Raw genomic sequence first — 25,038 nt, 5'->3', positions numbered from 1 at the left:
TACGTCACAGTGCTCAGCGCATCCGCGGAGAGGTCTGCGTCACACTGCCCGCTCCGGTAACCCGCTGGCCAGCTGTCCAGCCGGTGCGATAATCTTGTCCACGGTCATGAGTGCCAGCGTTAAGCCCCGGCTTGCTGGCCGGCAACCCTCCAACCGCGGTGGGGTGCCCCGGGTGATTGACCAGGTTGAGCAGCCGCAACCGGCTGCACGGCAAGCGCGGGTCCGCGACACGACGGGCCCCGGATACAGATAGGGGCTGTTCTGTCGTGAGCACACCTGACGAAGACCCGACCGCAAACTGGTCTTTTGAGACCAAGCAGATCCACGCCGGGCAGACCCCGGACGCGGCGACGCACGCCCGGGCCCTCCCGATCTACCAGACCACCTCGTACACGTTCGACAGCACCGACCACGCGGCGGCGCTGTTCGGGCTGGCCGAGCCGGGCAACATCTACACCCGGATCATGAATCCCACCCAGGACACCGTCGAGCAGCGCATCGCCGCCCTGGAAGGCGGGGTGGCCGCGTTGTTCCTGGCCTCCGGGCAGGCAGCCGAGACGTTCGCGATCCTCAACATCGCCGCGGCGGGCGACCACATCGTGTCCTCGCCGCGCCTCTACGGCGGGACCTACAACCTGCTGCACTACACGCTGCCCAAGCTGGGCATCGAGACCACGTTCGTCGAGGACCCCGACGACCTGGACTCGTGGCAGAAGGCGGTCCGGCCGAACACCAAGGCGTTCTTCGCCGAGACCATCTCCAACCCGCAGATCGACATCCTGGACATCCCCGGGGTCTCGAAGGTCGCCCATGACAACGGTGTGCCGTTGATCGTGGACAACACCATCGCCACGCCGTACCTGATCCAGCCGATCGCCCACGGCGCCGACATCGTCGTGCACTCGGCCACCAAGTACCTCGGTGGGCATGGCACCGCGATCGCCGGTGTGATCGTCGACAGTGGCAACTTCGACTGGACTTCGGGCCGCTTCCCCGGCTTCACCAGCCCCGACCCGAGCTATCACGGTGTGGTGTTCGCCGAACTGGGCGCCCCGGCGTATGCGCTCAAGGCGCGGGTGCAGTTGCTGCGCGATCTTGGCTCGGCGGCCTCGCCGTTCAACGCCTTCCTGGTCGCCCAGGGCCTGGAGACGCTGAGCCTGCGCATCGAGCGCCACGTGGCCAACGCCCAGAAGGTCGCGGAGTTCCTGGCGAACCACCCGGCCGTGGTGTCGGTGAACTACGCCGGGCTGCCCAGCTCGCCGTGGCACGAGCGGGCAAAGAAGCTGGCGCCCAAGGGAACCGGCGCGGTGCTGTCCTTCGAGCTGGCCGGCGGGGTTGAGGCAGGCAAGGCGTTCGTCAACGCCCTCACGCTGCACAGCCACGTCGCCAACATCGGTGACGTGCGCTCGCTGGTGATCCACCCGGCCTCGACCACCCACCAGCAGCTGTCCGCCGAGGAGCAACTGGCCACCGGCGTGACCCCGGGCCTGGTACGGCTGGCCGTCGGCCTGGAGGGCATCGACGACATCCTGGCCGACCTCGAGCGCGGGTTCGCCGCCGCAGCGTCACTGTCCGCGGACGCCTCCGCCCCGCGGGCCGTGGCGGCCCTTTGAGGGAGCCGGACGTGACCATCTCTGATGAGCGAACTGTGACGCTGCCGGCCGAGGGCGAGATCGGCGTCGTCGACATCGGCCCGCTGACCTGTGAGAACGGCGCCGTCATCGACGACGTCTCGATCGCGATCCAGCGCTGGGGCGAGCTGTCCCCCAACCGTGACAACGTTGTGGTCGTCCTGCACGCACTGACCGGCGACTCCCACGTCACCGGGCCGGCCGGACCCGGCCATCCCACCCCGGGCTGGTGGGACGGAATCGCCGGGCCGGGCGCCCCGATCGACACCAACCGCTGGTGCGCGATCGCCACCAACGTGCTGGGCGGCTGCCGCGGCTCCACCGGGCCGAGCTCGCTGGCCCGTGACGGCAAGCCGTGGGGCTCGCGGTTCCCGCTGATCACGGTGCGCGACCAGGTCGCCGCCGACGTCGCCGCGCTGGCGGCCCTGGGCATCACCGAGGTCGCCGCCGTCATCGGCGGGTCGATGGGCGGTGCGCGGGCCCTGGAGTGGATGGTCGGGTATCCCGAGCAGGTCCGCGCCGGGCTGGTGCTGGCGGTCGGGGCCCGGGCCACGGCCGACCAGATCGGTACCCAGAGCACCCAGATCGCGGCCATCAAGTCCGACCCGGACTGGCAGGACGGTGACTATCACGGCACCGGCCGCAGCCCGCAGATCGGGCTGGAGCTGGCCCGCCGGTTCGCCCACCTGACCTACCGCGGTGAGGTCGAGCTGGACACCCGGTTCGGCAACGACGCGCAGGGTGGCGAGGATCCGCTGACCGGCGGCCGCTACGCGGTGCAGAGCTACCTGGAGTATCAGGGCGCCAAGCTGGTCAACCGGTTCGACGCCGGAAGCTACGTGACGCTGACCGAGACCCTGTCGAACCACGACGTGGGCCGCGGCCGCGGCGGTGTGGCGGCGGCGCTGCGGAACTGCCCGGTGCCGACGGTGTGCGGTGGGATCACCTCCGATCGGCTCTATCCGCTGCGGCTGCAGCAGGAGCTGGCCGATCTGCTGCCCGGCTGTGACGGTCTCAATGTGGTCGAGTCGATCTACGGCCACGACGGCTTCCTGGTCGAGACCGAAGCGGTGGGCGAGCTGGTCCGCCGGACGTTGGATATCGCCGACGGGCACGGGGAACGCCGGCGGTGACCGAGTCACGGCGCCAACGTTCACTGTCATTCGGGTCCGAGGCCGCCGCCTACGAACGGGGTCGCCCGTCGTATCCACCGGAGGCCATCGACTGGCTGCTCCCGGCGGGCGCGCGTGACGTCCTCGATCTCGGAGCCGGCACCGGCAAGCTGACCACGCGGCTCGTCGAACGCGGACTCGACGTGGTCGCCGTCGACCCGATCGCCGAGATGCTCGAGCTGCTGAGCTCAGCACTGCCCGACACCCCGGCCCTGCTGGGCACCGCCGAACAGATTCCGTTGCCGGACAACAGCGTTGATGCGGTGCTGGTGGCCCAGGCCTGGCACTGGTTCGACCCGGAGCAGGCGGCGGCCGAGGTGGCGCGGGTGCTACAGCCGGGCGGCCGGCTGGGTCTGGTGTGGAACGTGCGCGACGAACGGTCGGGCTGGGTCAAGGACCTGGGTCGCATCATCGGCCACGAGGACGTTCACTTCCACGAGGCCACGACGCTTCCCGCCCCGTTCACCGATGTGGCCCGCCACCACGTCGAGTGGACGAGCTACCTGACCCCGCAGGCGTTGATCGACCTGGTGGCCTCGCGCAGTTACTGCATCACCTCGCCGACGGAGGTGCGCACCCGCACGCTGGATCAGGTCCGCGAGCTGCTGGCGACCCATCCCGCGCTGGTGAACTCGACCGGTCTGGCACTGCCCTACATCACGGTGTGCATCCGGGCCACGCTCGGCGGCTGAACCCGCGCCGAGCGGCCACTTACGACACGGAATGTCGCGAAAAGCGTGACGCAGGTGGCCATTCGGCCGGGTTACGACGTGCCCAGCGGGTCGATGGTCGAGGCCACGTACATCATGATCACGCTCAGCGTGGTCATGGTGGCGAAGTCCAGGCTGCGCGAGCGCACCGCCAGCAGGCCGGCACGGTCCTCGGAGAGCACCAGCCGCAGCGCGGCGGCCACCCCGACCGCGATGCCGATCAGCAATGACCCGCGCCGCCAGAAACCCGCCGCTACCAGCACGAACGCCAGCAGGAACACCGCGAACACGCTGAGGATCGGCCACTGCGACCGCACCACGCGCCGGGTGAAGGCCACCGCCTCGTCGCGAGTCGGCAGCCTGCGCTTGGCCCGAGCCGTCACCGGGCCCCTTCGGCGGCCTCGACGACGTTGGTCAGCAGGAATGCCCGAGTCAGCGGGCCCACCCCGCCGGGGTTGGGCGAGATGTGTCCGGCGACCTCCCACACGTCGGGGTGGACGTCCCCGGTGAGCTTGCCGTCGACCCGGCTCACCCCGACGTCGACGACGGCGGCACCCGGACGCACCATGTCGGGTGTCAGCATGTGCGGCACCCCAACCGCGGCCACGATGATGTCGGCCTGCCGGGTCAGCGACGGCAGATCGCGAGTTCCGGTGTGGCACAACGTCACTGTCGCGTTCTCCGAGCGACGGGTCAGCAGCAGGCCCAGCGGACGGCCGACCGTGACACCGCGGCCGATGACCACCACGTGCGCCCCGGCGATCGGCACGTCGTAGCGGCGCAGCAGGTGCACGATGCCGCGCGGGGTACACGGCAGCGGAGCTTCCTTGCCAAGCACCAGCCGGCCCAGGCTGATCGGGTGCAGACCGTCGGCGTCCTTGGCCGGGTCGATGCGCTCCAGCGCGGCGTTCTCGTCGAGGTGTCGGGGCAACGGCAGCTGCACGATGTAACCGGTGCACTCCGGGTTGGCGTTGAGTTCGTCGAGGGTGTCCTCGAGCTGCGCCTGACTGACGTCGGCGGGCAGATCCCGGCGGATCGAGGTGATGCCGACCTTCGCGCAGTCGGCATGCTTGCCCCGCACGTAGGCGTGTGAGCCGGGGTCGTCGCCGACCAGGACGGTGCCCAGTCCCGGGGTGCGGCCAGCGGCGGTCAGCGCCGCGACGCGTTCGGTGAGGTCGACGAAAATCTCGTCGCGGGTGAGCTTGCCGTCCAGGGTGATAGCGACCACGGACCGTATTGTTCCATTGAGCGAGCAACGGGCGTTGACAGCACCAGCGCGTACGTGTTGAGCTGCGGATATGACCAGTGCGCCAGATGTGTTCAGCCCAGCCAAGCTCGGCCCCATCACGCTGCGCAACCGCATCCTCAAGTCGGCCACCTTCGAGGCCCGCACCCCCGACGACGTCGTCTCCGACGACCTGATCCGGTTCCACCAGGCCATCGCCGCGGGCGGTGTCGGCATGACGACGGTGGCCTACACCGCGGTGAGCAAGGGCGGGCGCACCAACGGCGGCCAGATCTGGATGCGCCCGGAGGCGGTCCCCGGCCTGCGCCGGCTGGCCGATGCCGTGCACGCCGAGGGCGCCGCGATCAGCGCGCAGATCGGGCACGCCGGGCCGGTGGCCAACTCGCGGTCCAACAAGGCGCCCGCGCTCGCGCCGGTCCGCTTCTTCAACCCGCTGGCGATGAAGTTCGCCAAGCACGCTTCACGTGACGACATCAACGATGTGATCGCCGCACACGCGGCGGCTGCGCGGTATGCGATCGACTCCGGCTTCGACGCCGTCGAGATCCACCTCGGCCACAACTATCTGGCCAGCTCGTTCCTGTCGCCGATGATCAACCGGCGCTCCGACGAGTACGGCGGTTCGCTGGAGAACCGCGCCAGGGTGGCCCGCTCGATCGTGCTGGCGGTGCGCCGCGAGGTCGAACGCCTGGGCGCGGCACCGATCGCGGTGACCGCCAAGCTGAACATGGCCGACGGGGTGCGCGGCGGGATCCGGATCGAGGAATCGCTGCAGACCGCCAAGTGGCTGCAGGACGACGGCGGTCTGGACGCCATCGAACTGACCGCGGGTAGCTCGCTGCTCAACCCGATGTACCTGTTCCGCGGCGACGCCCCGGTCAAGGAGTTCGCCGCCGCGCAGAAGTGGCCGCTGAACTGGGGCATGCGGATGACCGGCACGAAATTCATGCGCGAGTACCCCTACGAGGACACCTACCTGCTGCGCGACGCCCTGCAGTTCCGCAAGGAACTGACCATGCCGCTGATCCTGCTCGGCGGGATCACCAACCGCGAGACCATGGACCGCGCGATGGCCGACGGCTTCGAGTACGTGGCGATGGGCCGGGCGCTGCTGGCCGAGCCGGACCTGCTCAACCGGATCAAGGCCGACGGCGACGCACACACCGTGAAGTCGCTGTGCACGCACTGCAACAAGTGCATGCCGACCATTTACTCGCGGACCGTCTGCGTGGAAACGGGCGCTCCCGCCTGACGGGCGAGCCGCGGCGCTACCGATACAGTTGGTGGCGATGAGTCGACCAGCCGCACCCGCGCTGACCGTTCAGTACGACGGGTCGGAGCGCACCTTCGCCGCAGGGCACGACGTCGTGGTTGGCCGCGACCTTCGTGCCGACGTCCGGATTGCCCACCCGCTGATCTCCCGCGCCCACCTGGTGCTGCGGTTCGACAACGGCCGCTGGATGGCGATCGACAACGGCTCGCTGAACGGCATGTTCGTCAACGGCCGGCGCATCCCGTCGGTCGACATCGCCGACGGGATGACTGTCAACGTCGGCAACCCTGACGGCCCGGTGATCCGCTTCGGCGTCGGACGGCACCAGGGCTCGGTGGGCCGCCCGCCGCAGACGTCGTCGGTGCGGATGTCCGCCCCGCCGTCCTCGCCGTCGTGGCCGGCCAACCCCAGCCAGGGCCCGTCGACCGCCAACGCCTGGCCGCCGCCGCGGACGGCGCCCACCTATCAGCAGCCGCCGGCGTATCCGACCAGCGGTTCACGCGTGCAGCCGGCGTATCCGACGCGGCCGCCCACCGCCTCCGGTCCGGTGGCGCCACCGCCGGCCGCCGCACCGACGCAGATGCGTCCGGCCGAGGGCAAGCCCGCCGGATCGTCGAACCTGGCCACCTCGATGCTGAAGATCCTGCGGCCCGGCGGCGCCCCGGCTGAGGTGCCGCCCGGCGCGGTCAAGATCGGTCGCGCCACCGACAACGACATCGTCATCCCCGATGTGCTGGCCTCGCGGCATCACGCCACGCTGATCCCCACCCCCGGCGGCACCGAGATCGCCGACAACCGCAGCATCAACGGCACCTTCGTCAACGGCACCCGGGTGGATACCGCGTTGCTCAACGAGGGTGACGTGGTCACCATCGGCAACGTCGACCTGGTGTTCGCCGGCGGCACCCTGGTGCGGCGCACCGAGACCGAGGCGGCCACCGCAACCGGCGGCCTCGACGTGCGCGGTGTGACGTGGACGATCGAGCACAACAAGACGCTGCTGGAGAACATCTCGCTGACCGCACGCCCCGGCACGCTCACCGCGGTGATCGGGCCGTCGGGTGCAGGCAAGTCGACGTTCGCCCGTCTGGTTGCCGGCTACACCCATCCAACAAGTGGCACAGTCACTTTCGAGGGTCACAACGTGCACGCCGAGTACGCCTCGTTGCGTTCCCGGATCGGGATGGTGCCGCAGGACGACGTGGTGCACGGCCAGCTGACGGTCAACCAGGCGCTGATGTACGCCGCCGAACTGCGCCTGCCGCCGGACACCACCAAGGAGGACCGCCAGCAGGTGGTGGCCCAGGTGCTGGCCGAGCTGGAGATGACCAAGCACGCCGACACCCGGGTGGACAAGCTGTCCGGCGGTCAGCGCAAGCGCGCCTCGGTGGCCCTGGAACTGCTGACCGGGCCGTCGCTGCTGATCCTCGACGAGCCGACCTCGGGTCTGGACCCCGCGCTGGACCGTCAGGTCATGACGATGCTGCGCCAACTGGCCGACGCCGGCCGTGTGGTGCTGGTCGTCACCCACTCGCTGACCTATCTCGACGTGTGCGATCAGGTGCTGCTGCTGGCGCCGGGCGGCAAGACCGCCTTCTGCGGGCCGCCCAGCCAGATCGGCCCGACCATGGGAACCACCAACTGGGCCGACATCTTCAGCAGCGTCGCCGGTGATCCGGACGCCGCCTATCAGCGCTACCTGGCGCACACCGGGCCGACTCCCCCGCCGCCGCCGGTGGAGAAACCCTCCGATATCGGCGAACCCACGCACACCAGCCTGCTGCGCCAGTTCTCGACGATCGGGCGCCGACAGCTGCGGCTGATCATCTCCGACCGCGGCTATTTCGCGTTCCTGGCGGTGCTGCCATTCATCATGGGTGTGCTGTCGCTGTCGGTGCCCGGCACCGTCGGCTTCGGGGTGCCCGATCCGATGGGCAACGCCCCCAACGAGCCCGGCCAGATCCTGGTGCTGCTCAACGTCGGCGCGATCTTCATGGGCACCGCACTGACGGTCCGCGACCTGATCGGCGAGCGGGCGATCTTCCGCCGCGAGCAGGCGGTCGGGTTGTCGACGACGGCGTACCTGCTGGCGAAGGTGTGCATCTATGCGGCGTTCGCGATCGTGCAGTCCTCGATCGTCACGGCGATCACCATCGCCGGCAAGGGCGCACCCACGCAGGGCTCGCTGACGTTCCTGAGCCCGACGCTGGAGCTGTTCGTGGTGATGGCCGCAACGACGGTGACCGCCGCGATGGTGGGCCTGGCGCTGTCGGCGATGGCGAAGTCCAACGAGCAGATCATGCCGCTGCTGGTGGTGGCGGTAATGAGCCAGCTGGTGTTCTCCGGCGGGATGATCCCGGTGACGGGACGCCTTGTGCTCGACCAGTTGTCGTGGTTCACCCCGGCCCGCTGGGGCTTCGCGGCGTCGGCCTCGACCGTCGACCTCATCAAGCTGGTGCCGGGACCGCTCACCCCGAAGGACCGGCACTGGGAGCACACGGCGTCGGCCTGGTGGTTCGACATGGCCATGCTGGGCGCGCTGTGCGTGGGCTATCTGACGTTCGTGCGCTGGAAGATCCGGCTCAAGTCCGCCTAGCGTTGAGCCAGAACTCACGCACAGGATCTGCGAGTGACCCTGTGCCAGAGTTCTGAATCAACGCAGATGCAAGCTGCTCGTCAGCCGCTGTTCATCAGGCACCCCTAGGGTGCCGCGCATGACGATGAAGACCGTGATGGCCGCCGCAGCAGTGGGACTCGCGTTGGCGCTGGCGCCGGTGGCCGCCGCCACGCCGACCGATCCGACCACCGACACCTTCGGCGGGTGGAACCGGTTGATCGACAACGACGGTGCAGTGATCACCGTGTGGCAGATCAGCGGCCTCAAGCCGAGCACCGACACCATTCCCGGTTACCCACTGGCCGGCAAGCTGTGGGAGGCTACCGCCGCGGTGCGCGCCGCGAAGGGCAGCGTCACGCCGATCATTCCGGACTTCAACGCCCGCTCGGCCAACGGCACCAACTACCCCGTGCTGTGGCAGGCGGCCACGCCGACCGGTATCAGCGGCGCCACGCTGCCGCAGGGCGGAAAATCAACCGGCAAGCTGTACTTCGATGTGACCGGGCCCGCCCCAACGCAGGTCGTCTACAACAACGGCGCCGCCGACCTACTGGTCTGGAAGTAGATCAGTAGACCGTCAGCGCGGCGGGCATACGATCGGTAGGACGCACAGATCCGACAGGATGTTGCCGACCGGGCCCAGAATCGGTCCGCCTGGTCCACCCGGTCCGTTAGCACCCGGCCCACCCGGCCCGACAGGCTTCGGCGGACCAGGTGGGGCCCACCCGGCCCACCTGGTCCGCCGAAGCCTGTCGGGCCGAATTCGCCGGGGCCGCCCCGGTCAAATCCGCCGGGTCCACCCATCCCCATCCCACCGCCACCGGGACCGCAGGGCATTCCGGGCGCGCACATGCCGGGTGGTTCCGCGTGCGCGACGGCGGTGGTGCCGCCTGCGAGAAGAGCGGTACCTGTTGCCACCGCTATGCCCGCTGCACCGAGTATCCGAGCCGTCATTCTGTTGTGGGACATCACTACTCCTCATTTCTCCTGATGGGGTTATTCACCGTGTTGCGCCGAGGTCGCGGGGGCGAAGGTCGCGACGCTCGACCACGTGGACGGCGCAGGCGCGGGAAACGGCGAAACCTGGGCTGACGGTGAACATCCCATCAACGGAAGAGCCAGCCCCACACAGCAGATGACGGGACCGACCGCGCGAACCAACTCACCTGATAGCACCGCACGCTCCTTGACCTTGCAGACCGGATCTCGTCTCGACGCTATGACCAGGCTCTATGTCCGCACTATCAACGACTTAGCAGCGCGATGTGAAACCGGGAATCTGTCCTGCGGGTCAATTACGCACGCGGGTAGCGCATTTCGCGTCGTCCGGTAAGAACCGGGTGGGTGTCGGCCTTACTCGCCGGTGACATCCAGGCCGTGGGCCACGGCGAACGCCAGCGCCTGAGGCACGTCGATCTTCGCGCCGCGGCACTGCGCGGTGGTCCACAATGACGCGTCGATCCGGGCGCCGCGCAGGTCGGCCTGCTCCAACCGCAGCCCGTTGGTCCGGGCCCCGGTGAGGTCGGTACCGCGCAGCACGGCCTTGCGCAGGTCGGCCTGGACCAGGCCCGCTTCCCGCAGCCGACTGCCCGACAGGTCCACCCCGCGCAGGTCGGCACCACCGAGCACCGCCAGCGTGAAGTCCACCTCCTCGAACACCGCCGGACGCAACCGGCAGTTCTCGAACGTCGAGCCCAGCATGCTGCAGTGGCGGAACGTGCTGTGCCACAGCGTGCTCCGCAGGAAACGGCAGTTGCGGAACGCCGAGCCCAGGTGGGTGGACTCGGCCAGGTTCGCGCCGCCGAAATCGCATTCGGTGAACACCACCCGTTCGGTGTGCAGCCCGGACAGATCCTCGTCGCGGAAGTCGTGACCGACGAATTCCTGATCGGCCCAGTGTGGCATCGCTGCCTCTAGGAGGCGCTCAGGCTGGCCAGGGCGTACTCACTGACCACGATCAGCGCGTCGGTGGCCGACTTGCGGTCTCTGGCGTCGACGGTGATCACCGGCGTACTGTCCGGCAACGTCAGGGCCTTGCGCACCTCATCGGTGGGATACCTTGGCGCACCGTCGAATTCGTTGATCGCAATGAGGAACGGTAGCTTGCGGTGTTCGAAGAAGTCCACAGCCGGGAAGCTGTCTTGCAGGCGGCGGACGTCGACCAGGATGATCGCCCCGATCGCACCGTGCACCAGGTCATCCCACATGAACCAGAACCGGCGCTGCCCGGGCGTGCCGAACAGGTAGAGCACCAGGTCGCTGTCGAGGGTGATGCGACCGAAGTCCATCGCCACCGTGGTCGTCGACTTGCCCGGCGTGGCCTCCAACGCGTCCACCGCAGCGGAGGCGTCGGTCACCATGGCTTCAGTGCGCAGCGGCATGATCTCCGACACCGCCCCGACGAACGTGGTCTTTCCGGCGCCGAACCCACCCGCGATGACGATCTTCGTCGAGGCGGCTGCGCGCCCCTCAGAGGGCTCGTAGGCCACGCAGCGTCCTTCCTATGAGTTCACGGCGCTCGTCCACCGAAGAGCGATCGGTCAGTGTTGTGTGTACCCGAAGATATCCCGACGTGACCAGGTCACCGACGAGGACCCGCGCGACACCGAGCGGCAAACCCAGTTTCGCCGAGATCTCGGCCACCGACAGGCTATCGGCACACAGGTGACAGATCCGGCCGCGGACATCACCGGAGGGCCAGTGATGCGCCTGCGCCGAGCGCAGCGTCTCGATCGGTGCCTCCAGGGGCAGTTCGACGGTGGTATCGGTGCGGCCGGACGTCAGCGCATACGGACGAACGAGGTTGGCCTCAGCCTCGGGTGACGGGCGCGGGTCCATGATGCGTCACGACGGCTGGGGGGCACGACGCGACGAGGAGACGACGTTGCCTACTCGCTCGACCAAAACTGCCATCTCGTAACCGATTTGGCCAATGTCACAGTTCGGCGCCGCCAGGGTGGCCAGTTGCGAACCATCACCGACCCGCATGACCAGCAGGTAGCCACCGGCCATCTCGACCACCGACTGCAGCACCTGGCCGCCTTCGAAGAGTTGAGCCGCACCGGCGGCCAGACTGGCCAGCCCGGAGGTGACGGCGGCCAATTGCTCGGCCCGCTCCCGGGGCAACTGCTCACTGGCCGCAATCAGCAGACCGTCAACCGAGACCAGCACCGCATGCGACACCCCGGGAACCTCGCGGGCGAAGTTGGACACCAGCCAGTCCAGCGAGTTGTTCTGCGCGCGTGGCGGATAGGTCATTCCTGGTCTCGTCCGTTCTCGGTGGCACCGGATTGGGTGTTGGCACGGGCGGCTCGGACACCGCCGAAGTGACTGCTGAACGAAGCGCGGACGGCGTCGGGGTCGCGGCGGGGAAGCTCAGGCGCCGCCGGCGCGGGAGGTACCCCGTTGGCCGCCACCGGCACCGGCTCGGCCGCCCCGGGAACCAGCCGCGCACCGGGCTCGCGCACCGGCAGACCGTGCTCGGTATGCGTCGCCACCGGCACGTTGTCCACCTCGCCTGCAGTTGCCCAGCCGTTGTCCCACACCGACTTCCAGTCCTGCGGCACCGCCACGGTCTTCGGGTCGACCAAGAACTCCGAGAGCATCTTCTGGTAGATGAAGTCGGTGTCGGTGTCCTCGGCCTCCGGGGCGGCCAGGTCGGCAGCGAGCACGTCGAGGCCACCGATGTCGATCGGCGTCTCTTCGAGGTCCTTCTCCGCACGCTCCCGCGAGGTGAAGAACGACGAGGTGTTGGTCGGATGGTCGTGGTCGGCCGCCGGCGTCTCGTCGGTGCCCTCGGCGTCGGTGAACCACCGCGAGGGTTCGGGTTCAGGTTCCGGCTCCGGCTCAGGCTCGGGTGCTGGTGCGCCGGTGATGCCGCTGGATCCCGGCGAGCGCTGCGGCAGACCGGACGGGCCGACGGCGGGTTGATCGCCGATCACCGGGGCGGCGAAACGTGCGGCCTGAGCGTCCTCGTCGTGGGTCGGGGGCTCGACGCCAGGCCCGAACGGGCGGGCATCGGGACCGATCGGCGATGCGTGCTCGAGCAACTCCGGGGGCAGATAGAGCTCGGCGGTGGTCCCCGAGGATGGCTGGCCGGCGATGGTGTTGCGCAACCGCACCACCATGCCGTGCATGTGGGCGAGCCGGCCGACGACGAAAAGCCCCATGTGGCGGGTGTTGTCGGGGCTCACCTCGCCGCCGGCGTGCAACCGCATGTTGGCGATCCGCAAGTCGGCGTCGGTCATGCCGATGCCGTCGTCGTGCACCTCGATCAGGACGCCGGCGTTGCTGGTGTGCACCGCGGTGACCCGTACCGGTGAGATCGGCGGCGAGTAGCGCAGCGCGTTGTCGATCAGCTCGGCGAGCATGTGCACCGCGTCACCGGAGACCCGGCCCACCAGCGCGGAGTCCGGCACGGTGCCGATCTCGACGCGCTTGTAGTCCTCGACCTCGGAGACCGCACCGGTGATGGCGCTGGCCAGGGGCAGCGAGTCGCGCTGGTCGCGGGAGACCTGCGCGCCGGCGAGCACCAGCAGGTTGGCACCGATGCGCCGCATCCGGGTGGCCAGATGGTCGAGCCGGAACAGGCTCTCCAGCCGCTCCGGGTCCTTCTCGTTGCGTTCGAGCCGGTCGATGAGCGCCAGCTGCTGGTCCACCAGGGAGCGGTTGCGCCGCGACATCGTCTCGAACATGTCGTTGACCAGGATCCGCAGCCGGGCCTCGTCACCGGCCAGCAGCAGCGCCTGAGTGTGCAGTTCGTCAACGGCGTGCGCCACCTGGCCGACTTCCTCGGAGGTGTAGACCGGCAGCGGCTCGGGCTCGCGTTCGTCGCCGGCACGCACCCGGGCGATCTCCTGCTCGAGGTCGGTATGGGCCACCTTCAGCGCGCTGTCGCGCAGCGTGCGCAGCGGCCGGATCAGCGAGCGGGCCACCAGGAACACGACGATCAGCGCGATCACGAACACGGCCAGGATCAGCAGGGCGTCGCGGATCGCGGCGGTGCGGCGGTCATCGGCGAGCGCCTGAACGGACTTGGTGATCTGCCCGGTGGTGCCGGTGATCACCTCACCGGCGATCTTGTCGGTGGCCTGCAAGGACTGGCGCAGATCGAGGTTGCCGACCAGGACGGCCTCGGGGTTGGACATGATGCTCATCCGGCGCACCATCTCGCCCTGCAGCACCTTGGCATCGGGCGATCCGACTCCGAGCACCTCGCTCATGCCGAACAGCGTCGACGGTTCGGTACCGGCCAGCGTGATCATCGAGGTACGCAGTTCCGGCTCAGCCAGATCACCGCCCTGCTCGACGAGAAGTTCCTGCATGAACATCTGGCCGCGGGCGCCGACCGCACGGCTCAGACCCTGGGTTTCGGCGCGCAGCTTCTCGTCGTCCAGCCGGACCGACCCGTTGATCGCATCCTCGGCGGTCAGCAGGATCGGCGCATAGGTGGTGATGCGCTCCCGCAGCCCGATCTCGTTCGACGAAACCGCGCCGAGCAGCTTCTGGCCACCGGCAAGGATGTTGGTGACGCCGGTTCGGACGTCGGGGGCCACATCGGTGTCGTTGAGTTTCTTCTGGAGCGAGGCCTTGGCGTTTCCGAAGGAGTTGGTGGCCGTCGCGGTGTCGCCGTTGGAGGAGTACGCCACCAGCGCCCCTTCCAGGGCGGCCAGGTAGTTCTCGATCGACGGGATCATCTGCACGCGGTCGGCGGCCAGTTGCAGGTCACGCGCCGAGTTCAGCCCGGCGTAGACCCGCGCCCCGCCGAAGGCCAGGGCCAAGGCCAGCGGCACGGCGACGATCGCAAACACCTTTGCGCGCACCGGCCAGTTACGCAGGGACCATCGCGACGGCCGCTTGATCGGCGCAACCGGCGGCTGATCAGGACCCGGCGGCTCCTGCCCCACCCCGTCCGGGGTGGCGAACATGGTCATCGCACGACGGCCGGGCTAACGACCGCTGCACAACTATTCAGTGTTCTCGCCTGCTTCATTCGGACTTCCTGGTCATCGCTTACCCGTGGCATGCCGACGAGACAGCGAATTACGCCTGGCAATTCGTCGAGTATGACAGCGTTGGTCCAGCTTCTCCATAGTCGTTACTGAACAGAGAGGTTGCCCCGAAGCGCACATGACGCTTATCGGGGTGGTGAGCAAATTGCGCTGCGGCACAACTGAGATCATCATCCGATGTTCCTGGTGATGTTTTACCAGCCGCGTATCGCACCGAATACCGGCAATGCGATCCGGATGGTGGCGGCCACCGGATGCGAACTGCATCTGGTGGAACCGCTGGGTTTCGACCTCTCTGAGCCGAAGCTGCGCCGGGCCGGTCTGGACTACCACGACCTGGCGTCGGTGACCGTGCACCCCGGACTCGACGCGGCCTGGGCCGCGGTCGACGGAGCCCGGGTGTTCGCGTTCACCGCCCATGCCACACGGTCGTTTGCCGACGTCGACTACCAGCCGGGCGACGTCTTGCTGTTCGGGCCGGAGCCGACCGGGCTGGACGAGGCGACGCTGGCCGACCCGCACATCACCGACCGGGTGCGGATCCCGATGCTGGCCGGGCGGCGGTCATTGAATCTGTCGAACGCCGCCGCCGTGGCCGCCTATGAGGCGTGGCGGCAGCACGGCTTCGCAGGTGGTGTCTGAGCCGCCGGAGGGCAGGGTCAGAAATTCACTCCCGCTTTCACGGCTACGCCGAGGCTGAAGTTATCGCGCCAAAGTGCGAGTGAACAGCACGATAACTACAGCCTCGCAGTAACGAGGGATAGCGCTACCAGGTATCCCAGTGGGTCAGCTGCTCGGCGGGCAGTCGCTTGGCCGGCTTGAAGCTGGTGCCCTTGGTGTAGGCGATCGGGAACAGTCCGCCCTGGGTGTACTGCTCATAGGGAATCCCGAGCAGGTCGGCGGTCTTCTTCTCGCCCTCGCCGATCAGGTGCAGCGTGGTCCACGCGGTGCCCAGACCACGGGAGCGCAGCGCCAGCATGAAGCTCCACACGGCCGGCAGCAGCGAACCCCAGAACGAAGCCTGCATCCCGGCGTCGGCACCCTCGGTGCGACCCTCCAGGCACGGGATCAGGAAGACTGGGGCCTTCTCGAGGTTCTCGTTGAGGTAGACCGCCGAGGAGAGCACCGCGTCCATCTGCTGGTCGCGGATGTCCCCGCGGACCGGCTTGGGCAAGTCGAGATACGGCGTGGCGGTGGCGCGGTAAATGTCGGCGATGGCCTTCTTCTTCGCGGGATCCTCGACGAAGACCCACTGCCAGCCCTGCGCGTTGGATCCGGTGGGTGCCTGCAGCGCCAGGTCCAGACATTCGATGAGAACCTCGCGCGGCACCGGCTTGTCGAAGTCGAGCCGCTTGCGCACCGATCGGGTGGAGGTGAGGAGTTCATCAGCGGTCAGATCGAGTGTCATGTCTGGAGACTACATTCGGGTTCATGGCCCCCACCGCCTAGTTCGCGGCCTCCGCGAGCGTGCGTGAACTGCCCGGCGGATCGGCGTGTCACGGTGCCGACACGCACGCTCGCGGCCGTGGTTAGCGGAAGTCCCTAGAGCGTGAACTCACCGCCATGGTGATGCGGCCCATCCGCTCGGCGATCACGGTTACCGCCCCGGTGGCGTTCTGCACCTGACCGCGAATCACCAGGGCTGATGCCGTCTGCGCGAGCTTGCGGTGCCGGTTCCACACTCCCGGGGTGCACAGCACGTTGACCATGCCGGTCTCGTCCTCGAGGTTCATGAACGTCACCCCCTGGGCGGTGGCCGGGCGCTGACGATGGGTCACCGCCCCGGCGATCAGCACCCGGCTGCCGTCGGGAATGTCGAGGAGCCGGTCGGCGGGAATGACGCCCATCGCGTCGAGGTCCTCACGCAGGAACTGGGTGGGATAGCTGTCCGGGGACACCCCGGTGGCCCACACGTCGGCGGCGGCCAGCTCCACCTCCGTCATCCCGGGCAGCGCCGGAACATGCGACGACGACCCCACCCCGGGCAGCCGATCGGGCCGCTGGGTGGCCGCCGCACCGGCCGCCCACAGCGCCTCACGCCGGGTGATCGCAAAGCAGCCCAGCGCGCCCGCGGTGGCCAGCGCCTCGGTCTGCGGCACCGAAAGCTGAACGCGCCCCGTCATATCCAGCAGTGACGCGTACGGACCGTTGACCTCGCGTTCGTCGACGATGCGCTGGGCCAGGTCATCCCCGATATGGCGCACCGCGCCCAGGCCCAACCGCACCTCCAACCCCTGGTTCTCCAGCGTGGCGTGCGCCAGGCTGGCGTTGACGCACGGGCCATGCACGGTGACACCGTGGCGGCGGGCGTCGGCGACCAGCGACTGCGGGGAGTAGAAGCCCATCGGCTGGGCGCGCAGCAGGGCAGCGCAGAACGCCGCCGGGTGGTAGAGCTTGAACCACGAGGAGTAGTACACCAGTGAGGCGAAGCTCAGCGAATGACTCTCGGGGAAGCCGAAATTGGCGAACGCCTCCAGCTTCTCGTAGATCCGGTCGGCCACCTCGCCGGTGATACCGTGTCGCTGCGCCATCCCGGCGTAGAACCGGTCCCGTAGCCGGCGCATCTTCTCGGTGGACCGCTTGGAGCCCATCGCCCTGCGCAACTGATCGGCTTCGGCGGCCGAGAACCCCGCACAGTCCACCGCCAATTGCATGAGCTGCTCCTGGAACAGCGGCACCCCCAACGTCTTTCGCAGTGCCGGTTCCATCGACGGATGGTCATAGACCACCTTCTCCAGCCCGTTGCGCCGTTTGATGTAGGGGTGCACCGAGCCGCCCTGGATGGGCCCGGGCCGGATCAGCGCGACCTCCACCACCAGGTCGTAGAACACCCGGGGCTTCAGCCGTGGCAGGGTGGCCATCTGCGCGCGGGACTCCACCTGGAAAACACCGACCGAGTCGGCCTTCTGCAGCATCTGGTAGACCGCGGGATCCGACAGGTCCAGCCGGGCCAGATCGACCTCGAGACCCTTGTGTTCGGCGACCAGGTCGATGCAGTAGTGCAGCGCCGAGAGCATGCCCAGGCCGAGCAGGTCGAACTTCACCAAACCGATTGCCGCACAGTCATCTTTATCCCACTGGAGCACGCTGCGGTTCTCCATCCGGGCCCACTCCACCGGGCACACGTCGGCGATCGGCCGGTCACAGATCACCATGCCCCCGGAGTGGATGCCCATGTGCCGGGGCAGGTTCTTGACCTGCAACGCCAGGTCGATCACCGATTCGGGAATGTCCTCGACATCGGGTGAATCGGCCAACCCGTTCCACCGACTGATCTGTTTACTCCAGGCGTCCTGCTGACCCTGAGAGAAACCGAGCGCACGGGCCATGTCCCGCACCGCGCTGCGTCCCCGGTAGGTGATGACGTTGGCGACCTGGGCGGCGTAGTCCCGCCCGTAGCGTTCGTAGACGTACTGGATGGCTTTCTCGCGCAGGTCGGATTCGATGTCGATGTCGATGTCCGGTGGCCCGTCGCGGGCCGGGGACAGGAACCGCTCGAACAGCAGACCGTTGGCCACCGGGTCGACGGCGGTGACCCCCAGGGCATAGCAGACTGCGGAGTTGGCCGCCGATCCGCGGCCCTGGCACAGGATGTTGTTGCGCCGGCAGAACTGGGTGATGTCATGCACCACAAGGAAATAGCCCGGGAACGTCAGTTGGGCGATGACGGCGAGTTCCCGCTCGATCTGGGCGTAGGCCTCCGGCGCGGCCGATCGCGGCCCGTAGCGCTGGGCGGCACCGAGCATGGTCAGCTCCCGCAGCCAGCTGTCCTCGGTGTGGCCGTCCGGCACGTCGAACGGCGGAAGCCGCGGGGCGATCAGAGCCAGCTCGAACGAGCACTGCTCGCCGAGATCGGCTGCGGCGGTGACCACTTCGGGGTACTCGAAAAACAGCCGGGACATCTCGTCACCGGAACGCAGGTGCGCCCCGCCCAGCGGGGCCAGCCAGCCGGCCGCCTCGTCCAGCGACTGACGGGCCCGGATCGCCCCCATTGCCATGGCCAGCCTGCTACGCCCGGGTTCGGCGACGTGCGCAGCGGTGGTGGCGACCACCGTCAGACCGAACCGCGGCGCCAGCGCCGCCAGCGCGGCGTTGCGTTCGTCGTCGAGCGGGTCACCGTGATGGGTGAGTTCGATACTGATCCGCTGCGCTCCGAACCGGTCGACCAGATCAGCAAGGGCCCGCTCGGCGGCTTCCGGACCGCCCGTCGAGAGTGCCTGGCGGACATGGCCTTTGCGACATCCGGTCAGAATGTGCCAGTGCCCGCCAGCGGCCTCGGCCAGCGCGTCATAGTCGTAGCGCGGTCTGCCCTTCTCCCCGCCGGCCAGATGCGCGCGGGCGATCTCCCGCGACAGCCGGCGGTACCCTTCGGGTCCGCGGGCCAGGACCAGCAGATGCGGGCCGGGCGGATCGGGATCCTCGGTGCGGGGGGTGTTGCTCAATGACAGCTCGGCACCGAACACGGTGCGCATGTCGAGTTCCTTGGCGGCTTCGGCGAAGCGCACCACACCGTAGAGACCGTCATGGTCGGTGAGTGCGACGGCCCGCAGGTCGAGCCGCACCGCCTCTTCGACGAGTTCCTCCGGGGTGCTGGCCCCGTCAAGGAAGCTGTAGGCCGAATGCGCATGCAACTCGGCGTAGGGAACCCGCGACCGCAGCGAGGATTCGACGGCCGGTTCGAAGGGCTGCCGTTTTCGGGACCAGGCCGGGCTGTCGCCGCCGTCGGCGTGCGGCTCCCCCAGCGACATCCCTGAGCGGCGCGGCTTGCTGTTGAGCACCCGCTCCATCTCGCCCCAGCTGGGCGGGCCGTTATGCCATCCCACCCCGCCAGCCTAATCGAACATATGTTCTAACGACAGGGGTGCGGGGAATCTCTGCGCGAATCTCCCACTTCAACCTATAGCGACCAGGGGGGCTTGCGGCAAGGCCGGGGTCGTACCGCACACTCGCTGATCACACGAAAGAAAATGAGGGGCATGACGTCGCAGGCGCACGATCGTGAACTGGAGTCCGAGCAGACCTACGTCGCCGGTCTCTATGACCGGCTCGACGCCAAGCGCAGGCGGGTCAAGGCCCAGTACCGCGCCGCACTGGGTGGGCCGATCGACCTTCAGGACGGCGGGACGCTGGTGGCTCGCGACGCGGAGGTTCGCACGCTGGCCCAGGCGGCGGCGCGGTTGGACGTCGCTGACCACGGCCTGTGCTTCGGACGGCTGGACGCCCTGTCAGGTGAGCGGCTCTACGTCGGGCGCATCGGGATCTTCGATGAGGACAACGACCACGAACCGCTGCTGATCGACTGGCGGGCACCGGCGGCCCGGGCGTTCTACGTCGCCACCGCCGCCAGCCCCGAGGGTATGCGACGCCGGCGCCAGTTCCACTCCCTCGGCCGACGGCTGGTCGATTTCACCGACGAGGTTTTCGGCCGCCCCGACCCGGACGCCGGTGACGACAACCCGTTCAGCAGTGATGCGGCACTGCTCGCGGCCGTCAACGCGCCCCGCGGCGAGGGCATGCGCGACATCGTGGCGACCATCCAGTCCGAACAGGACGAGATCATCCGGCTCGATCACCCGGGCGTGCTGGTGATCGAGGGCGGACCCGGCACCGGCAAGACGGTGGTCGCGCTACATCGCGTCGCCTATCTGCTCTACACGCAGCGACAGCGCATCGAACGGCACGGAGTGCTCGTCGTCGGACCCAACCAGGCGTTCATGAATCACATCAGCCGGGTGCTGCCTTCGCTGGGCGAATCAGAGGTGGTGTTCATGACGGTCGGCGATCTCCTGCCCGGTCTGCACGTCACCGCCGAGGACTCCCCGGATGTCGCTCGCATCAAGGGTTCTCGCGCGATGCTCGACGTTCTCGCGGCGGCGATCGCTGACCGCCAACGGGTGCCCGAGCAACCATTGGAGATCCCGCTGGGTGATGTGACGATGCAGATCGCCGCTGACACCGCGGGGTGGGCGATCGACGAGGCCCGCGCCAGCGGGCTGCCGCACAACGCCGCTCGTGCGGTGTTCCGTGACATCGTCACCTACGTCCTGACCGAGCGCGGGATCGCCCGGATCGGCCGCGGCTGGCTGACTCGTGACAACCGCGACGCCTGGGAGAAGGTCAGGGCGGACCTGCTCGCCGACCTCGAAGACAACGAGCGGTTCCTCGCGGCCCTCGACCAGCTCTGGCCGGTCCTCGAGCCGCATGAGCTGCTGGCCGAGCTGTATGCCTCGCCCGAGCGGCTCCGCGCCGCCGGTGCCGACCCGGCGCTGTGGCGGGAAACCGGCGACGCCTGGACAACCTCGGATGTGCCGCTGCTCGACGAATTGGTCGATCTGCTGGGCCGCGACAAGGCGGCCGACGATGCCGCCGCACAGGCACTCAAAGAGGAAACCGATTACGCCAGAGGCGTTTTGGAGAACATGGTCGCCCACGAGGATCTCATGGACGACGAAGACCACCTGCTGGCGCAGGATCTGATCGACGCCGAGGGCCTCGCCGAACGCTTCACCGAGCGCGACTACCGCGATCTGGCCGAACGCGCCGCCGCCGACCGGGATTGGACCTACCGGCATGTGGTGGTCGACGAAGCCCAGGAACTCTCCGAGATGGACTGGCGAGTGCTGATGCGCCGCTGCCCGAGCCGGTCGTTCACAGTGGTCGGCGATCTCGCGCAACGTCGTTCGATGGCCGGTGCCACCTCATGGGAGCACATGCTGGAGCCCTACGTCCCGGGCCGGTGGGTGTACCGGCCGCTGTCGGTGAACTACCGCACCCCCGCCGAGATCATGGCGATTGCCGCTGACGTGCTGGCCGACTTCGCACCCGATGTCCAGCCGCCGGAGTCGGTGCGCAGCTGCGGCGTCGCACCCTGGTCCCGCCAGGTCACCGAGGCGGAGATGTCCTCCGCCATCGCCGAGTTCGTCGCCTCCGAAGCCGACCGCGAGGGCACCGCCGTGGTGATCGGGCCTCCGGATGTGCCAGGGGCGGTGGCGCCGTCGGAGACCAAGGGGCTGGAGTTCGACTCTGTGCTGGTGGTGGAGCCGGACCGCATCCTGGCCGACGGACCGCGCGGGGCTGCCGAACTCTACGTCGCGCTCACCCGCGCCACCCAGCGGCTGGGTGTGCTGCATCAGCGGCCGCTGCCGACAGCACTGTCCGGGCTTGTGGTGCGATGAGTTCCGGCGGCGCATCTGGTCAATACCTGTGATGCCCGACAGTGAGGAGCCCGTATGTCCGCCCTGCCACCCGTCGTCGACCAGCAGGCCTGGCGTGCCGCACTCGATGACCTGCGCGCCCGCGAGAAAGCCGCGACCCGTGAACTCGACGCCATCGCCGCCCAGCGCCGCCGGCTGCCGATGGTCAAACTGCCCAAGTACGTCCTGATCGGACCGGACGGACCGGTCAGCCTGGCCGAGGTGTTCGACGGCCGCTCCCAGCTGATCGTCTACAACCACATGTGGACCGACGGGGAGCAGTGGCAGTGCCCGGGCTGCACCGGCTTCACCTCCCAGTTCACCCGCCTGGAGTTCCTGGACAACTACGACGCGCGCTTCGTGATCGTCACCAACGGGCCGATCGAGGAGGCGCTGGCCTACAAGAAGAGGGTCGGCAACCAGATGGACTGGTATTCGTCGTCGGAAAGCTCGTTCGGCACTGACGTCGATGCCGCCCCCGGCGAAGGTTTCGCGGTCAACGTTTTCCTGCGCGACGGCGAAACCGTCTATCGCACATGGCATACCAATGGCCGCGGTACCGAGCAGCTGAGCCACTCTTTCGCCTTGATCGACGTACTGCCGTACGGCCGGCAGGAGGAGTGGCAGGACTCCCCCACCGGCTGGCCGCAACGGCCGACCTACTCCGGCTGGGCGGATTCGCCGACCATCGCCGCCGCCTACGGCGACGGGAGCTGAGGTCTACGCTTCACGTGTGAGCGAGACATCGGGGGTTCCCGAACCCCAACTGCATCCGGCCGAGCCGCACCACGGCGCCATCGGCAGCAGGCTGAACTGGCTGCGCGCCGGCGTGCTGGGCGCCAACGACGGCATCGTGTCCACGGCGGGCATCGTCGTCGGTGTCGCGGCCGCCACCGTGGAGCGCGGGCCGATCTTCACCGCGGGTATCGCCGGGCTGGCGGCCGGCGCCTTGTCGATGGCCGTCGGCGAGTACGTCTCGGTCAGCACCCAACGCGATACCGAGAAGGCGCTGCTGAAAAAGGAGCAGCGCGAACTGGACACCCAACCCGCCGCGGAACTCGACGAACTGGCCGCGCTCTACGAGGCCAAAGGTCTCTCGCCGGCCACCGCCCGCACCGTGGCCGAGGAACTCACCGACCATGATGCGTTCGCCGCGCACATCGACATCGAGCTCGGTATCGACCCCGACGACTTGACCAATCCGTGGCAGGCCGCGATCTCGTCGGCCATCGCGTTCACCGTCGGGGCGATCCTGCCGCTGCTGGCGATCCTGTTGCCGCCGCCGTCGGCACGCATCCCGGTCACCTTCGTCGCCGTGCTCATCGCGCTGGCGTTCACCGGCTGGATCAGCGCCCGCCTGGGCGGCGCCGCCGTGGGTCGCGCGATCCAGCGGGTGGTGATCGGCGGCGCGCTGGCCATGGCGATCACGTTCGGCATCGGCCACCTCGTCGGCGGCGTGGTCGGCTAGCTGTCGGCGCGACGGCGCCGCGATCAGTTCACGTATTCGGCGACGCCGTCGTCGAGCACAACGCGGCTGTTGGAGCCGTCCGCTGCCGCAGCCTCGGTGCGGTAGACGGCCTTGCCCGCCTCGGTGCGCCAGATGGACGTCGTCAGCGTCTCCCCCGGGAAGACCGGGGACGAGAACCGCGCGGCGACCGCCGTCAGCTTCGACGAGTCGTTACCCGCGAGCTCGCCCAGCAATGCCCGGCCGGCGAAGCCATATGTGCACAGCCCGTGCAGGATCGGCGTCGGGAAGCCGGCCATCTCGCGGGCGAACCACGGATCACTGTGCAGCGGGTTGCGGTCCCCGGACAGCCGATAGATCAGCGCCTGGTCCTCGCGGGTGGTCATCGCGACGCGGGCATCGGGCTCCCGGTCGGGGAACTCCGGGGCCGGCGGGCGCTGACCGGGCTGGCCGCCGAAGCCGCCGGCACCACGGATGACGGCCGTGGACAGCGTCTCGACCACCAGTTCGCCGGTGGCGGGGTCGCTGCCCTTGCCGCGCAACATGATGATGCCGTTCGTGCCCTCGCCCTTGTCCTGGATGTCGGCCACCTCACCGACCACCGACAGCGATCCCGACGCCGGCAGCGGCTTGTGCAACCGGATCTCCTGCGAGCCATGCAGCAGCATCCCGAAGTTGAACGAACCGACCTTGCCGACGGCGGCGAATCCGGTGCAACAGATCACCGCGAAAGTCGGCAGCACCTGCTGGGCGATGTCGTGGCTGTTCTCGGTGGTGTAGGCCAGATCGTCGACACCGGCGCCCACGCCGAGCGCGTAGAGCATGGTGTCTCGCTCGGTCCACTCGTAGAGATGGGGTTCGGTCACCGCTCCGATTGCGGTGGGGTCAAGTGCCATTGCGCCGCTCCTGAGTTCTTCGATGAAGGACTCAATAGTCGCACTACCGAAAATCTCGCACGCCAAAGCCACCGACAAGGCAGGCTATTGGCATGCAACGTTCGCGTGTCCGATCTCTTATCGCGGTCCTCGCCGCATTGATGGCGGTCGTCCTCGTCGCCGGCTGTGGCTCGTCGGGGCCCAAGGAACGCACGATCACCCTGACGTTCATCCGGCATGCGGAGTCCCAGGCCAACAAGGACGGGATCATCGACACCTCGGTGCCCGGTCCGTCACTGACCTCGGCCGGCGAGCAACAAGCCAGCGCTCTGGCCAACCGGCTCAAGGGCAATGACTACGACGGCATCTACGCCTCGGAGATGGTCCGCACCCAGCAGACGGCGGATCCGATGTCCAAGGCGCTGGGCGAGCCGGTCAATGTCCTGCCCGGTCTCAACGAGATCTCCGCGGGCTGGTTCAACGGCGAGAACATGGACAAGGCCGCGGCGACCTACATGGTGGCGCCAATGGACTGGGTGCGCGGCTTCACCAACTTCTCCATCCCCGGTTCGGTGAGCGGCACGGAGTTCAACGGCAAGTTCACCTCGGCGGTCCAGCGGATCTACGAGAGCGGTGACAACAAGCCTGTCGCGTTCTCCAGCGCCGCCTCGATCATGTTGTGGACTCTGCTGAACGTCCGCAACGCCAAAGACAGCCTGGCCATGGACCACCCGCTGCCCAACACCGGCCGCGTGGTCGTCACCGGCAATCCCGTCATCGGGTGGACGCTCGTGGATTGGGACGGCATCACTCAGTTCTGAAAATTCAGCGTTCTAGGATTCGGC

General features: G+C 68.3%; 21 protein-coding genes and 1 riboswitch. Of the genes, 11 read left to right on the top strand and 10 right to left on the bottom strand.

The features are described from left to right. The first annotated feature begins 102 nt into the window (after nucleotides 1-102). Nucleotides 103-223: riboswitch (SAM riboswitch) on the top strand. Nucleotides 224-266: 43 nt separating this feature from the next. The 3 genes from BN3385_RS08470 to BN3385_RS08460 are packed head-to-tail and all read left to right on the top strand — an operon-like array spanning nucleotide 267 to nucleotide 3,495. Beyond that, on the top strand, nucleotides 267-1,613 hold the full coding sequence (locus tag BN3385_RS08470; protein ID WP_059016094.1) for a bifunctional o-acetylhomoserine/o-acetylserine sulfhydrylase: 1,347 nt from the start codon (nucleotides 267-269) through the stop codon (nucleotides 1,611-1,613). 11 nt (nucleotides 1,614-1,624) lie between these two features. Further along, nucleotides 1,625-2,764: a homoserine O-acetyltransferase MetX gene (gene metX / locus BN3385_RS08465; protein WP_059016093.1), complete on the top strand. Its 1,140-nt coding sequence runs from the start codon at nucleotides 1,625-1,627 to the stop codon at nucleotides 2,762-2,764. Further along, complete coding sequence (locus tag BN3385_RS08460; RefSeq protein WP_059016092.1) at nucleotides 2,761-3,495, top strand: class I SAM-dependent methyltransferase; 735 nt, start codon at nucleotides 2,761-2,763, stop codon at nucleotides 3,493-3,495. Before metX ends, BN3385_RS08460 begins: the two co-directional genes overlap by 4 nt. A gap of 71 nt (nucleotides 3,496-3,566) precedes the next feature. On the opposite strand, the gene BN3385_RS08455 is transcribed toward BN3385_RS08460, so the two are convergent. Both BN3385_RS08455 and BN3385_RS08450 read right to left on the bottom strand, forming a co-directional pair. Beyond that, a complete protein-coding gene (locus BN3385_RS08455; protein ID WP_156432639.1) occupies nucleotides 3,567-3,896 on the bottom strand; it encodes a DUF3017 domain-containing protein in 330 nt (109 codons plus the stop codon). Continuing rightward, entirely contained in the window at nucleotides 3,893-4,741 is an 849-nt protein-coding gene (locus BN3385_RS08450; RefSeq protein WP_059016091.1) for a bifunctional methylenetetrahydrofolate dehydrogenase/methenyltetrahydrofolate cyclohydrolase, read from the bottom strand. Before BN3385_RS08450 ends, BN3385_RS08455 begins: the two co-directional genes overlap by 4 nt. Nucleotides 4,742-4,811: 70 nt before the next feature. Here BN3385_RS08450 and BN3385_RS08445 point away from each other — a divergent pair, with 70 nt between their 5' ends. From BN3385_RS08445 to BN3385_RS08435, 3 genes are all read left to right on the top strand, one after another. Then, on the top strand, nucleotides 4,812-6,011 hold the full coding sequence (locus BN3385_RS08445) for an NADH:flavin oxidoreductase (RefSeq protein ID WP_059016090.1): 1,200 nt from the start codon (nucleotides 4,812-4,814) through the stop codon (nucleotides 6,009-6,011). Nucleotides 6,012-6,048: 37 nt separating this feature from the next. Then, on the top strand, nucleotides 6,049-8,628 hold the full coding sequence (locus tag BN3385_RS08440; protein ID WP_059016089.1) for an FHA domain-containing protein: 2,580 nt from the start codon (nucleotides 6,049-6,051) through the stop codon (nucleotides 8,626-8,628). A 118-nt stretch (nucleotides 8,629-8,746) separates the two neighbouring features. After that, nucleotides 8,747-9,214 (top strand): MPT63 family protein, encoded by a 468-nt coding sequence (locus BN3385_RS08435; RefSeq protein WP_059016088.1) that lies wholly within the window; start codon nucleotides 8,747-8,749, stop codon nucleotides 9,212-9,214. A gap of 788 nt (nucleotides 9,215-10,002) precedes the next feature. Here BN3385_RS08435 and BN3385_RS08430 read toward each other — a convergent pair. From BN3385_RS08430 to BN3385_RS08410, 5 genes are read right to left on the bottom strand one after another with little or no spacing between them, the layout of a single operon-like run. Then, nucleotides 10,003-10,554 (bottom strand): pentapeptide repeat-containing protein, encoded by a 552-nt coding sequence (locus tag BN3385_RS08430; protein ID WP_059016087.1) that lies wholly within the window; start codon nucleotides 10,552-10,554, stop codon nucleotides 10,003-10,005. 8 nt (nucleotides 10,555-10,562) lie between these two features. Continuing rightward, nucleotides 10,563-11,138: a GTP-binding protein gene (locus BN3385_RS08425; RefSeq protein ID WP_059016086.1), complete on the bottom strand. Its 576-nt coding sequence runs from the start codon at nucleotides 11,136-11,138 to the stop codon at nucleotides 10,563-10,565. Then, nucleotides 11,119-11,487 (bottom strand): DUF742 domain-containing protein, encoded by a 369-nt coding sequence (locus BN3385_RS08420; protein WP_059016085.1) that lies wholly within the window; start codon nucleotides 11,485-11,487, stop codon nucleotides 11,119-11,121. The genes BN3385_RS08425 and BN3385_RS08420 overlap by 20 nt, the downstream gene beginning before the upstream one ends. Nucleotides 11,488-11,493: 6 nt before the next feature. After that, on the bottom strand, nucleotides 11,494-11,907 hold the full coding sequence (locus BN3385_RS08415) for a roadblock/LC7 domain-containing protein (protein ID WP_059016084.1): 414 nt from the start codon (nucleotides 11,905-11,907) through the stop codon (nucleotides 11,494-11,496). Then, on the bottom strand, nucleotides 11,904-14,582 hold the full coding sequence (locus BN3385_RS08410; RefSeq protein ID WP_059016083.1) for a sensor histidine kinase: 2,679 nt from the start codon (nucleotides 14,580-14,582) through the stop codon (nucleotides 11,904-11,906). Before BN3385_RS08410 ends, BN3385_RS08415 begins: the two co-directional genes overlap by 4 nt. 255 nt (nucleotides 14,583-14,837) lie before the next feature. Here BN3385_RS08410 and BN3385_RS08405 point away from each other — a divergent pair, with 255 nt between their 5' ends. Then, a complete protein-coding gene (locus BN3385_RS08405; RefSeq protein WP_059016082.1) occupies nucleotides 14,838-15,302 on the top strand; it encodes a tRNA (cytidine(34)-2'-O)-methyltransferase in 465 nt (154 codons plus the stop codon). Between the two features lie 124 nt (nucleotides 15,303-15,426). Here the strand turns inward: BN3385_RS08405 and BN3385_RS08400 are convergent, their stop codons facing one another. Both BN3385_RS08400 and BN3385_RS08395 read right to left on the bottom strand, forming a co-directional pair. Further along, complete coding sequence (locus BN3385_RS08400) at nucleotides 15,427-16,068, bottom strand: nitroreductase family protein (RefSeq protein ID WP_059016081.1); 642 nt, start codon at nucleotides 16,066-16,068, stop codon at nucleotides 15,427-15,429. 121 nt (nucleotides 16,069-16,189) lie between these two features. Further along, nucleotides 16,190-19,483 carry an error-prone DNA polymerase gene (locus BN3385_RS08395; protein WP_059016080.1) on the bottom strand — a complete coding sequence of 1,098 codons (3,294 nt, stop codon included), beginning with the start codon at nucleotides 19,481-19,483 and terminating at the stop codon, nucleotides 16,190-16,192. A gap of 144 nt (nucleotides 19,484-19,627) precedes the next feature. Between BN3385_RS08395 and helR the strand changes: the two genes are divergently transcribed. Genes helR through BN3385_RS08380 form a run of 3 tightly spaced genes read left to right on the top strand, consistent with a single transcriptional unit; the run spans nucleotide 19,628 to nucleotide 23,321 of the window. Further along, entirely contained in the window at nucleotides 19,628-21,835 is a 2,208-nt protein-coding gene (helR, locus tag BN3385_RS08390; RefSeq protein ID WP_059016079.1) for an RNA polymerase recycling motor ATPase HelR, read from the top strand. 54 nt (nucleotides 21,836-21,889) lie between these two features. Further along, nucleotides 21,890-22,570, top strand: coding sequence for a DUF899 domain-containing protein (locus BN3385_RS08385; protein WP_059016078.1), 681 nt, complete (start codon nucleotides 21,890-21,892; stop codon nucleotides 22,568-22,570). Nucleotides 22,571-22,586: 16 nt separating this feature from the next. Beyond that, entirely contained in the window at nucleotides 22,587-23,321 is a 735-nt protein-coding gene (locus tag BN3385_RS08380) for a VIT1/CCC1 transporter family protein (protein ID WP_059016077.1), read from the top strand. A 23-nt stretch (nucleotides 23,322-23,344) separates the two neighbouring features. Here the strand turns inward: BN3385_RS08380 and BN3385_RS08375 are convergent, their stop codons facing one another. Then, nucleotides 23,345-24,214 (bottom strand): MaoC family dehydratase, encoded by an 870-nt coding sequence (locus tag BN3385_RS08375; protein ID WP_059016076.1) that lies wholly within the window; start codon nucleotides 24,212-24,214, stop codon nucleotides 23,345-23,347. Nucleotides 24,215-24,306: 92 nt separating this feature from the next. Between BN3385_RS08375 and BN3385_RS08370 the strand changes: the two genes are divergently transcribed. Beyond that, nucleotides 24,307-25,014, top strand: a complete 708-nt coding sequence (locus BN3385_RS08370; RefSeq protein ID WP_059016075.1) for a histidine phosphatase family protein — start codon at nucleotides 24,307-24,309, stop codon at nucleotides 25,012-25,014. Nucleotides 25,015-25,038 lie beyond the last annotated feature (24 nt).

The sequence above is a fragment of the Mycobacterium sp. M26 genome (assembly GCF_001494595.1).
Classification (GTDB): Bacteria; Actinomycetota; Actinomycetes; order Mycobacteriales; family Mycobacteriaceae; genus Mycobacterium.
This window is presented reverse-complemented; position numbering and strand designations above follow the sequence as displayed.